6 protein-coding genes and 2 tRNA genes are annotated in these 11,099 nt (G+C 73.9%); 4 read left to right on the top strand and 4 right to left on the bottom strand.

Annotation, left to right across the window (positions count from 1 at the left end; all coding sequences use genetic code 11):
• Positions 1 to 439: 439 nt before the first annotated feature.
• The 3 genes from cobT to ACZ5ON_RS03840 all read left to right on the top strand — a co-directional run bounded on the left by cobT (position 440) and on the right by ACZ5ON_RS03840 (position 7,203).
• Positions 440 to 4,711, top strand: coding sequence for a nicotinate-nucleotide--dimethylbenzimidazole phosphoribosyltransferase (gene cobT / locus ACZ5ON_RS03830; RefSeq protein WP_465585025.1), 4,272 nt, complete (start codon positions 440 to 442; stop codon positions 4,709 to 4,711).
• A 224-nt stretch (positions 4,712 to 4,935) separates the two neighbouring features.
• On the top strand, positions 4,936 to 6,177 hold the full coding sequence (cobA, locus tag ACZ5ON_RS03835; protein ID WP_465585032.1) for a uroporphyrinogen-III C-methyltransferase: 1,242 nt from the start codon (positions 4,936 to 4,938) through the stop codon (positions 6,175 to 6,177).
• A 216-nt stretch (positions 6,178 to 6,393) separates the two neighbouring features.
• Entirely contained in the window at positions 6,394 to 7,203 is an 810-nt protein-coding gene (locus ACZ5ON_RS03840; protein ID WP_465585038.1) for a TrmH family RNA methyltransferase, read from the top strand.
• A gap of 80 nt (positions 7,204 to 7,283) precedes the next feature.
• Here the strand turns inward: ACZ5ON_RS03840 and ACZ5ON_RS03845 are convergent, their stop codons facing one another.
• A complete protein-coding gene (locus ACZ5ON_RS03845; RefSeq protein ID WP_465585041.1) occupies positions 7,284 to 7,655 on the bottom strand; it encodes a hypothetical protein in 372 nt (123 codons plus the stop codon).
• Positions 7,656 to 8,000: 345 nt separating this feature from the next.
• Positions 8,001 to 9,980 (bottom strand): serine/threonine-protein kinase, encoded by a 1,980-nt coding sequence (locus tag ACZ5ON_RS03850; protein ID WP_465585047.1) that lies wholly within the window; start codon positions 9,978 to 9,980, stop codon positions 8,001 to 8,003.
• Positions 9,981 to 10,442: 462 nt separating this feature from the next.
• Between ACZ5ON_RS03850 and ACZ5ON_RS03855 the strand changes: the two genes are divergently transcribed.
• A complete protein-coding gene (locus tag ACZ5ON_RS03855; protein ID WP_465585050.1) occupies positions 10,443 to 10,613 on the top strand; it encodes a hypothetical protein in 171 nt (56 codons plus the stop codon).
• A gap of 279 nt (positions 10,614 to 10,892) precedes the next feature.
• Here the strand turns inward: ACZ5ON_RS03855 and ACZ5ON_RS03860 are convergent.
• Positions 10,893 to 10,964, bottom strand: a tRNA-Val gene (locus ACZ5ON_RS03860).
• A 40-nt stretch (positions 10,965 to 11,004) separates the two neighbouring features.
• Positions 11,005 to 11,076 (bottom strand) — tRNA-Val (locus tag ACZ5ON_RS03865).
• Between the last annotated feature and the right edge of the window lie 23 nt (positions 11,077 to 11,099).

The following is an 11,099-nucleotide window of genomic DNA, read 5'->3' on the forward strand; positions in this document are numbered from 1 at the left end:
GCATCCGGTCATGGATTCGAGAGCGTGTCAGTCGTGGCCGGTAGGGTGGCGTTCTGGCTGTGCCCGATGATCGGTGGGGCGTGCCCTGTTCGGTACGTTTGTCACCTTTTTGACGTGGTGCAAGCCACATCGGTCCGGAGTGCGGACATTCGACGCGGCCCGTGCCGGGCCGGAAGAATGCCGTAGGGTCCGGTGCGGTCGTGCCGCATGCCCCTGGTTCTCGTTGTCTCTGATGGTGTGCCACTCCCGTTGGGGTGGTGCACAGGCCCGGGGTGGCGCGCAGCGCGTCGGCGAGTCCGTCCTCGCGCGCCGATGCGGCGGACGCCAGTAGGTGGTGGACGGGCGGGCCGAAGCGCGGCTCACCCCGAGCGGAGTTGGGCGCTGCGGTCGGCGGACCGCCTCGCCAAGGGCGCGGAAGCGGCCTGGAAGGAGCTTTGACATGACCGATGGCGGCCACGTCCCGAACGAGGGACTGCCGGAGCACCTGCTCGGCGGGGCCACGGTGCCGTCGCTCGGCGGAGCCGAGGTACTCGGCCTGCCGGAGGGCGTCGCCGTACCGGGGGCCGCAGTGCCAGGTGTCGCCGTGCCCGGAGTTCCGTCCGGGGCGCCGATGCCCGGAGTGCCGGGTATGCCGATGCCGGGTGTGGACGGCATGCCGATCGCCGGCGGGCCGATGCCCGGGATCACCGTGCCCGCGCAGGGCGGTGAGGGCTGGGCGGCTGAACACCGTCCCGCGTACACCTTCCTCGACCAGCCGGACCACCTGGAGGACGAGGACGACGTCCTGCTGATGCCCGGCCCGCAGGCGTCCTGGGGCGAGTCGGTCGTGCACGGCCCGGTCGAGACGGTCATGGTCGTGGACCAGAGCGCGCCCGTGGCCCCGCAGGCCGGTCCCGCCGCGATGGCCGACACCATGGCGCTGCGCACTGTTGACGGGAACGCCATTCCGCAGCAGGCCGCGCAGCACGCCGGTACTCCGGTCGAGCCGTCCTGGCCGCCGCTCGCGCCGCCGACCACCGGAGAGGCGGCGGGCCAGGGTGCTGCCGGTGTTCCGGGCGCCGCGGGGGCACCGGTCGTACCCGAGCAGCCGGCCGTGCCGGTTGCCCCGGCCGTACCGCAGGCGGCCGCCGCACCGGTGATGCCTCCTCAGCCGCAGCGGCGTCCGCTGCACGCGGGTCCGCCGATCCCGGACCCGTCGCTGATGACCGGCCAGGTGCCGGTGCGCTCGCTGGCCGACCGGGGTCCGTCCGGGGCCGACCCGCAGGCCTTCGCGGGCCGTCCGGTGCCGCAGGGCGGTACGCCGGCGCACGGCGTCCCGGTCGCCGTACCGCAGGTGGCGGCCGAGCCGTCGGCTGCCCCGGTGGCTCCGGTTGCCGAGGCGGCTCCGGCCCAGGCACCGGTGGCGGAGCAGGTTCAGGTCCCGGAGCAGGCCCAGACGCAGGCCCAGGTCGAGGAGCAGCCGGCCGTGGCCGAGCAGGCCGCTGAGGTGCCCGCAGCGGAGGCTCCGGCGGAACCCGCAGCCGCCGCTCCGGCTGTGGCGGTGCCCGCGGACGTTCAGGTGGAGGCCGGTGCGGCGGAAACCGCGGGCACCGACGCTGTGGACGCCGCGCCCGTGGAGGCTGCTGCCGTCGAGACCGTCCCGTCGGAGGCCCAGCCGGTGGCACCGGCTGCTGCCGAGGCAACCGCCGTCGAGGCGCCGGCCACCGAGGCCGTCGTGATGGAGGCGCAGGCCGCGCAGGCTCCGGCCACCGAGGCCGCTCCTGCCCAGGGGACGGCATCCGCACAGGCATCCGCCCCGGAGGCGCCGACCGCGGAGGCCACTGCCCCTGACGCGCCGATGGCCGAGGCTCCGGCTGGCGAGGCCCCCGCCGTGGACGCGCAGACCGCCGAGGCCCCTGCGGCACAGGCCCCGGCAGCGGAGGCCCAGGTCCAGCAGGTCCAGGAGCCCGCAGCGGCCGAGGTGCAGCCCGCGGAGAGCGCCGAGGCGGCACCCGCCGTCGACGCGGCCGCCGCCGAGACCGCACCGCCCGCACCGGCCACTGCTGAGGCAGCCGCCACCGCGGCCCCGGCTGCGGACACGTCCGCGGACGCGCCCGCCGAGGCGGCCGTCGAGCCGTCAGCCGTTGTCGAGGCCCCGGCCGTCGAGACGCCCGCCGAAGCCCCTGGCGCGGACACCCCGTCCGCCGAGGCACCGGCGGCTGATGCCCCGGCAACCGAGGTCGCACCGACCGAGGCCCCGTCAGCGGCGGCCCCGGTCCAGCCGCCGCGCCGGATCGCCGCCTTCCTCGCCGACCCGGCCCCGCACGGACTGTCGCTGGTCGACGCCGCCCCGGCCGCAGCCGCCGAGCAGGCTGCCCCCGTCGCCGAGCAGGTACCTGCCGCTGAGCATGCGGCCGCTGCCGAGGAGGCACCCGCACCGACCCCCGACCAGGCCCAGGCCCAGGCCGCCGAGCCGACTCCCGAGACCGTCACGGGCACTGGCGAGGTCCCCTCCGCCCAGGCCGTCGGGGCCCCGGCCCAGCCGGAGCCCGCGCCCACCCCGGAGGCCGAGGCTCCGGCCGAGGCCGGGCCCGCCGCTGAGGAGCCCGCCACCGACGCGGCAAACCCGGAGACGACCGCCGAGGCGACCGACGCACCGGCCGCGACCGAGGCCGTCGCCGTCGCCGCGACCGCTGACGCCCCGGAGAACGCCGCCTCCCAGGCCGCCGCTCCTGACGCTGCCGCCCCCGAGGACACCGCCCCCGAGGGCACCGCTTCCGAGATCGCCGCGCCCGAGGACGGTGCCGCCGAGGGCACCGCTTCCGAGATCGCCGCGCCCGAGGACGGTGCCGCCGAGGGCACCGCTGCCGAGGACACCGCGCCCGAGGACGGTGCCGCCGACGACGCCGCTTCCGAGAACGCCACCCCCGAGATCGCCGCGCCCGAGGACGCCGCTGTTGAGCAGATCGACCGCGGTCCCGCCGCTCCCGGCTACGACGAGGCCGGTCGCGATGCCGTCCACCAGGTGATCCGCGAGCGCCGGGACATCCGCAACGGCTTCCGCCCGGATCCGATCCCGCACGAGGTGCTGATCCGCGTTCTGGAGGCGGCCCACACCGCGCCCAGCGTCGGCTACTCCCAGCCGTGGGACTTCGTGGTGATCCGTTCCGCGAAGACCCGGCAGAAGATGCACGCACTGGCCGAGCGCCAGCGCGACGCGTACGCGGAGTCGTTGCCCAAGGGCAGGGCGAAGCAGTTCAAGGAAATCAAGATCGAGGCCATCCTCGAGACCCCGGTGAACATCGTGGTCACCGCCGACCGCACCCGTGGCGGCCGGCACACACTGGGCCGGCACACCCAGCCCCAGATGGCCCCGTACTCGGCAGCCCTCGCCGTCGAGAACCTCTGGCTGGCCGCCCGCGCCGAGGGCCTCGGCGTCGGCTGGGTGAGCTTCTTCGACGAGGAGGAGATGATCCGGGAGCTCGGTCTGCCCGAGCACCTGGACGTGGTCGCGTACCTGTGCGTCGGGTACGTCGACTCCTTCCCGGACGAGCCCGAGCTGCAGCAGCAGGGCTGGGCGAAGAAGCGCCCGCTGTCGTGGGTGGTGCACGAGGAGCAGTACGGCAACCGCGCACTGCCCGGCGAGGAGCGGCACGAGCTGCTCACCGAGACCCTGCGCGGTATCCGCCCGCTGGATGCCAAGGCGCTCGGTGAGGCCTGGGACCGGCAGAAGCGGATGACCAAGCCGGCCGGCTCGCTCGGCCTGCTGGAGATCATCGCGGCGCAGCTGAGCGGCCTGAGCCGCAAGTGCCCGCCGCCGATCCCGGAGCCGGGCTGCGTGGCGATCTTCGCCGGCGACCACGGCGTGCACGCCCAGGGCGTCACCCCGTGGCCGCAGGAGGTCACCGCGCAGATGGTGTCGAACTTCCTGGCCGGGGGAGCGGTGGTCAACGCCTTCGCCGCCCAGGTCGGCGCCGAGGTCTGCGTGGTGGACGTCGGCGTCAAGTCCGAGCTGCCGGAGGCGATCCAGCAGGGCCGGACCACCGGTCTGCTGCCGCGCAAGGTCAAGCCGGGCACCGACGACATGACCCAGGGCCCGGCGATGAGCCGGGAGGAGGCGCTCAAGGCGATCGAGGTCGGTATCGAGACCGCCCGCGACCTGGTCGCGGCCGGGAACAAGGTGCTGATCACCGGTGACATGGGCATCGCCAACACCACCGCCTCGGCCGCGCTGATCGCCCTCTTCACCGGGCTCGACCCGGCCGAGGTGACCGGGCGGGGCACCGGTATCGACGACGCAACCCACCAGCACAAGGTCGAGGTGGTCCGCCAGGCGCTCGCCCTGCACCAGCCCGACCCGGCCGACCCGATCGGCGTGCTCTCCGCCGTCGGCGGCCTGGAGCACGCGGCCATCGCGGGCTTCCTGCTCGGCGCGGCGAGCCTGCGCACGCCGGTCATCCTGGACGGCGTGATCGCGGGTTCGGCCGCACTGGTCGCCAAGGCCATCGCCCCCGAGGTGCTCGCCGCCTGCATCGCGGGCCACCGCTCGGCCGAGCCCGGCCACGAGGCCGCGCTGACCAAGCTGGGCCTGCGTCCGCTGATCGACCTCGATCTGCGGCTCGGCGAGGGCACCGGAGCGCTGCTGGCCCTCCCGCTGGTGCAGAGCGCCGCCCGCGCGATGCACGATGTAGCCACCTTCGACTCCGCCGGAGTCACCGAGAAGAAGGCCTAGGCCCGGCCGACCCGTCGGCCGTACGATGCCGCCCCGGCGGCCGGCGTCGTACGGCCGGGTCGCCCGCGTACCGCAGCGCACCAGGACGACCCGGCCACGAACACCACGGTCGGACCGGATCCCGGCTCCGCCGACGGTCGTCCCCTGCCGGCCCGAGGGCGCGCCGGTAGGGGGCGACCGCCACACCCGCAGAACACCGTCCGCCCGATCCAGGAGCCACGCCCATGAGCGCGCCCAGCCCGCACCCCAGCACCGAGGGCCTCATCCCGTACCCGGTCGGACTGCTGCTCACCGGCCGACGGGTAGTCGTGATCGGCGGCGGCCAGGTCGCCCAGCGGCGGCTGCCCGCGCTGATCGCCGCCGGGGCGGACATCCACCTCATATCGCCCGGCACCACCCCGGCCGTCCAGGCCATGGCCGACGCGGGCGAGCTGACCTGGCACCGGCGCGGCTACCAGGACGGCGACCTCGCCGAGAGCTGGTACGTGCTGGTCGCCACCGACGACCCGGCCGTCAACACCGCCGTCAGCGCCGAGGCCGAGCGCCTGCGGATCTTCTGCGCCCGCAGTGACGACGCCTCCGCCGCCACCGCCTGGACCCCGGCCGGCGGGCACGACGGCGGCGCCACCGTCGCCGTCCTCACCGGCGACCCGCGCCACTCCGCCGCGCTGCGCGACGCGATCGTGAACGGCCTGCGGGACGGCTCCCTGGCCGCCCGCCAGTACCGCTCGCACGGCGCGGGCGTGGCCCTGGTCGGCGGTGGCCCCGGCGACCCCGATCTGATCACGGTGCGCGGCCGCCGTCTGCTGGCCGACGCCGACGTGGTGGTCGCCGACCGCCTCGCCCCGCGCGAACTGCTCGCCGAACTGCCCCCGCACGTCGAGGTGATCGACGCCTCCAAGATCCCGTACGGCCGCTTCATGGCCCAGGAGGCGATCAACAGGACCCTGATCGATCACGCCAAGGCGGGCAAGTTCGTGGTCCGGCTCAAGGGTGGCGACCCGTACGTCTTCGGACGCGGCGGCGAGGAACTGCTGGCCTGCGCCGAGGCGGGGCTGCCGGTCACCGTGGTCCCCGGCATCTCCAGCTCGATCAGTGTTCCGGCGGCCGTCGGCATTCCGGTCACCCACCGGGGGATGACCCACGAGTTCACCGTGATCTCCGGCCACGTCGGTCCGGATGACTCCCGCTCGCTGGTCAACTGGGAGGCCGCCGCGAAGATGAGCGGCACCCTGGTCCTGCTGATGGCCGTGGACAAGATCGGCCAGATCGCCGCCAAGCTGGTCGAGTGCGGCCGAGCGGCCGACACCCCGGTCGCCGTCGTCCAGGAGGGCACCACCGCGGCCCAGCGCCGGATCGACGCCACCTTGTCCACCGTCGCCGAGACGGTCGCCGCCGAGGACGTCCGGCCGCCTGCCGTCATCGTCATCGGCGACGTCGTCAACGTCCTGGGGGCGGCCCGCTAGGAGCCCGCGGAGCCCGCCGGCCAAGGCGGACGGCGGGAAGCGGCGGCACGCCCGGCATCCAGCAGCGACTGGCACCCCGTCACTCCCACGCGGCGGGGTGCCACCCCTCACCGCCGAACCCCTGGTACCCGGCAGCGGCGAGCTCCCCGTGCCCCGGGGCGGCCGGCGCGTCCCCGGGTTTGGCCCGGGGCCACCCGAACAGGCAAGATCGGGCTCGTGTCCGAACCCCGCACCATCACCGATCCGGCAGATCCGCGCCTGGCCGACTACACCGGTCTGACCGACGTCGAGCTGCGCCGCCGCCGTGAACCCGCCGAGGGTCTGTTCATCGCCGAGGGCGAGAAGGTCATCCGGCGTGCCCTCGACGCCGGCTACCGGATGCGGTCGATGCTGCTGACCCCCAAGTGGCTGAGTGTCATGTCGGACGTGATCGCCGACGCCGAAGCCCCCGTCCACGTGGTCGAACCCGCCCTCGCCGAGGCCGTGACCGGCTACCACGTGCACCGCGGCGCGCTCGCCTCGATGGAGCGCAAGCCTCTGCCCGAGGCCGCCGAACTCCTTGCCGGCGCCCGCCGGGTCGCCATCCTGGAAGGCCTGGTCGACCACACCAACGTGGGGGCCCTGTACCGCAGTGCGGCTGCCCTGGGCATGGATGCCGTGCTGCTCTCCCCGGACTGCGCCGACCCGCTCTACCGCCGGGCCGTGAAGGTCTCCATGGGCGCCGTCTTCTCCGTCCCGTACGCACGTCTCGACCCCTGGCCCGACTCACTGGACGTCGTGCGGGCGGCCGGCTACCCGGTACTCGCCTTCACGCCCGCGCCCGATGCAGTCCCGCTCAACGAGGTGCCGGTCGACCTGCTGCGGAGGTGCGCCCTGATGCTGGGATCCGAGGGGGAAGGCTTGTCAGCCGGGGCGCTGGCGGCAGCCGACCTCAAGGTGCGGATTCCGATGGCTCACGACATCGACTCGCTCAACATCGCCGCTGCGGCAGCAATCGGTTTCTATGCGGTTTCCCACCATCGGTGAGACGGCGGTGACAAGGTCGGACCGGAGGCAAGAACGCCTCCGGTCCGGCTGCTTGTCGATCGGCTTGCCCTTCGTGGGGACTAGTTCAGACCGAACGTCTGCTGCTGCTCGGACTCCTCGTTGACCTCCAGGCCGTCCGCGGTGACCGTCAGGTGCGAGCCGTCGTCGAACAGCAGGTCCACGAAGAGGTTGAACCGCCACGTGTCGTCGCCCACCGGGTCGACCCGGAGCAGGACGCTGCCGCCCTGGAGGTCGTCCTTGCTGGCGTGGTTGATGAGAGCGAGGTTGTAGGGGCCGTTGTTGGTGTGGTCGTTGAACGGGCCGAAGGTGTCCGAGACGCGCGCGGCCATGTGGCCGCTGCGGTCGCGGACCTCGATGGTGATGTTGGTGTCGTGGTCCTTGTTCTCGTCGTTGGTGTGGAATGTCACGGTAGCTTCGGTCAGGTTCGCCATGGCCTCCTCCTCGGTGGGCGTAACAGTCACTGCCCGAACCATCTCGGGCGAAACCGCCACAGCGGGAGCGGCCAGAGCGCGGCGCGCGGAACGGCGCACGGGGATCGCGGAGCGCCCCTCGAACCTTGCGTTGACGACCACGTTGACTGTGCATCTGCCGACCACGGACGTGTGGAGGTGGCGTTGTGGTCGGCGTCTCGGCGTGCGGCGTGGCGCCGACCACCAGGATCACCGTTTGGGTGCTCCGCCGATTCCGGCTGAGCACCCACCTGCCCGCCGGCCTCACCGGACCGACACGGACGGATGTCATGACGCCGAGCCCGGTGCGCCACGGTCCGTTTGGGCTCAGCCGGAGGTGCCGCTCGATCCCGGGCTCGGCGTGGCGCCGCCACCCGTCCCGCCACTGACCCCGGAGCCCGGCCAGGACTCCTCCAGGCGGCCATCGCCGCGGACGGTGTAGCGGGTGGTCGAGCCGCCGGACCGGGCGCGCTCCTCACGCACCAGCGCACCGTTCTCCAGCCGCCACGCCGTCGCCGCCTGCTCGTCCGCCACCGAGGACCGGGACGCCTGCAGCACGGGCGTGTCGCCGTTGAACGAGAACAGTTCCACCAGGTCCGCCGGTACCGAGCCCTCGGCCCGCCGCAGCACCACCAGGGCCGCGGGAGCGTCCCGGAACCGCGCGGGCAGGACGGTGCTCAGCGCGACCTGCGCGCCCTCCGTGGACCGCCCCTCCCGCAGCCGGATCGCCGGACCGCCCACCGGGTCGGAGTAACTGCGGTTCGGCCAGTCGACGTTGGGCACCGTGCCCGTCGCCGGTCCGAGCGCGGCGTCGCCCGTGCCGTGCGCGACCGCCGCGAACTTCGTCGGCGACTGGAGCACACTGTCCGCCGACAGACCGGCGCCGGCCCCGCTCCCGGCCGGGTGGCCGCCCGCTCTCTCGGGTGCGGACGGCGACACCGGGACGCCGGTGCGTCCCTGCCCCTGGTTGCCGCGGTTCTCGCACCCCTGCGCCGCCGCGATCGCCAGCGCCACACCGACGGTGACGGTCACGAAGACCACCACCCGCTGGCGCAGCAGCCGCCGCCGGGCCTCGGACGGCCCTCCGGGCGCCGGAGTGTGCTGACGGTCCCTCGGCCGGGCCGGACGCCCGGGCACCGGCGTCCGCCGGTCGCGTGCCGACTGCGGCTGCTCCCGCCGGGGCCGACGCTCGCGGGCCTCGGCCAGGGCGGCGTCCTGCCCCAGGTCCGGATGCGGCATCGGCGCGGTCACCGCCGGTGTTTCGGCCGGCGCCGGCGGCCGCCGTTGGGCCCCGGGCAGACCGCCCTGCGGTACACCGGCGCGTCGTGGCGCCTGCTGGGGCCGGTCGCCCGCCCAGCGTCCGCCCCGCCGCTCGTCCGCTGCCCGGCCCGCAGAGCCGGCCGACGGACCGTCCGGCCCGTCGGGGGAGCCCCCGTCCGCACCGGCCGCACGGCCGCCCCAGGACGCCCCCGGCTGCCCGACCGCCGCACCGCGGACGGCGAGCTCGGTGAGCCGTTCGTGCAGCGCGGCCGCCCCGGGCCGCTCCGTCGGCTCCTTGGCCAGACAGGCCCGCACCAGCGGGGCCAGTGGCGGCGGAACCGCGGACAGGTCGGGTTCCTCGTGGACCACCCGGTAGAGCAGCACCTCGGAGGAGGCGCCGGACCCGAACGGTGACTCCCCGGTCAGGGCGTACGCCAGCGTCGCGCCGAAGGCGAAGACGTCCGTGGCGGGGGTGACCGCGGCCCCCCGCACCTGCTCGGGTGCCAGGAAGCCGGGCGAGCCGACCGCGGTGCCGACGTGGGTGAGCGTGCTCGCCCCGCGCGACCAGGCGATGCCGAAGTCGATGATCCGCGGGCCCTTGGGCGAGAGCAGGATGTTGGACGGCTTGAGGTCCCGGTGCACCACCCCCGCCTCGTGCACCTTCACCAGTCCGTCGGCCAGTGCCGCGCCGATCCGGGCCGCCTCGCCCCAGGCCAGCGGCCCCTCGTCGCTGACCTGCTTGTACAGCGAGGGCCCGGGGACGTAGGCGGTGGCCAGCCACGGACGCTCGGCCTCGATGTCCGAGCCGACCACGCGCGCGGTGCAGCCGCCCCGGATCCGGGAGGCGGCCGCGATCTCCCGGGCGAACCGGGTGCGGAACTCCGGGTCCCCGGCCAGCTCGGCGCGGATCAGCTTGAGCGCGACCCGCTGCCCCTTGCGGTCGGAGCCGAGGTAGACCACGCCCATCCCGCCGGCCCCGAGCCGCCGGTGCAGCCGGTACGGACCGACGAGGCGGGGGTCCTCACGCCGCAGCCGCGTCATCGCCATGTCCGTGTTCCCGTTCAACCTGTGGGGTGACCCCCCGTCGGGTGGGGCACCGTCAGAAATCCTTCTGGCACAGCTTACGGACTGCGTGCTGCGGTGTGCTGATACGCAACACCTGTAGTGCTGGTCGGATTGTCCGACCGTGCCGGAAACCCTTTCCGAATCGCGCAAAACCACCCCCGCTGACCTGCGGCGGAGCAGCCCCTCGGGGTCGGTTTCGGGGTTTCCTCGGGGATTCGATCGAACCCGTCTCCCCCTACGGTAGTAGTCCCACCCGCTCCGCATCATCCTTCGGAATGCCGCCGGAACGGTACGCGGGCATGACGACCGGGCCTGCTCCTGTGAATACCTTTGATGTCAGCGGTGGGCGGCCGGCTCGTCCCCCGAGGTAAACCGCCCACCGCGTAGTCGGGCCCACCACCCAGTGGCCCGGAACGGCAGCAAGGCACGGGGAGGAGCACGATCATGGCCAGGCAGTTCCGCTTCGGGCGGTCGCCGGAGCCCGGAGGCACCAGGCACCCGGCGGTGGCGATAGCCATGGCCCTGCCCTGCGCCATCCTCCTGCTGCTGCTCTTCGGCGGCTGGGAACAACTGGCGACGCAGACGAAGGCGGTCGCCGATCTGATCGGGCGCTGACTCTTGGGGAAGGGTCATGCGCCTGCTGAGAGCACCACGCACCGCCGGGGACAGACGCGGACGGGCGGAGGCGGTGCGTACGGCTTCTCGGCGGATTCGGGTGCCGGGTACGGAGGTCGGTGAGGGCCGTCCGTACCCGGCACCCTTTCGTTTCCAGCGCCTCCCCGCCCCGCCGTCGAGGAGCAGGTCTTCGACAGGTCGGGTCTTCGAGTCCTGAACGATCGTCGGAGAACGCCGAAGGCCGCGATCCGATCAGGATCACGGCCTTCGATCTTGCTGTGCGCGATACTGGGATTGAACCAGTGACCCCCACCGTGTCAAGGTGGTGCTCTCCCGCTGAGCTAATCGCGCCTGGTGAGGCGGTACTGCGTCAGACCCCGAAGGGCCCGAGTGCGCGATACTGGGATTGAACCAGTGACCCCCACCGTGTCAAGGTGGTGCTCTCCCGCTGAGCTAATCGCGCCTGGTGAGGCGGTACTGCGTCAG

This window comes from Kitasatospora sp. NPDC032150 (assembly GCF_055579945.1).

Coding starts and splice junctions, on each gene's coding strand:
- ACZ5ON_RS03855 (WP_465585050.1), top strand. CDS start 10,443: ATGGCCAGGCAGTTCCGCTTCGGGCGGTCGCCGGAGCCCGGAGGCACC.
- ACZ5ON_RS03850 (WP_465585047.1), bottom strand. CDS start 9,980: ATGGCGATGACGCGGCTGCGGCGTGAGGACCCCCGCCTCGTCGGTCCG.
- cobA (WP_465585032.1), top strand. CDS start 4,936: ATGAGCGCGCCCAGCCCGCACCCCAGCACCGAGGGCCTCATCCCGTAC.
- ACZ5ON_RS03845 (WP_465585041.1), bottom strand. CDS start 7,655: ATGGCGAACCTGACCGAAGCTACCGTGACATTCCACACCAACGACGAG.
- cobT (WP_465585025.1), top strand. CDS start 440: ATGACCGATGGCGGCCACGTCCCGAACGAGGGACTGCCGGAGCACCTG.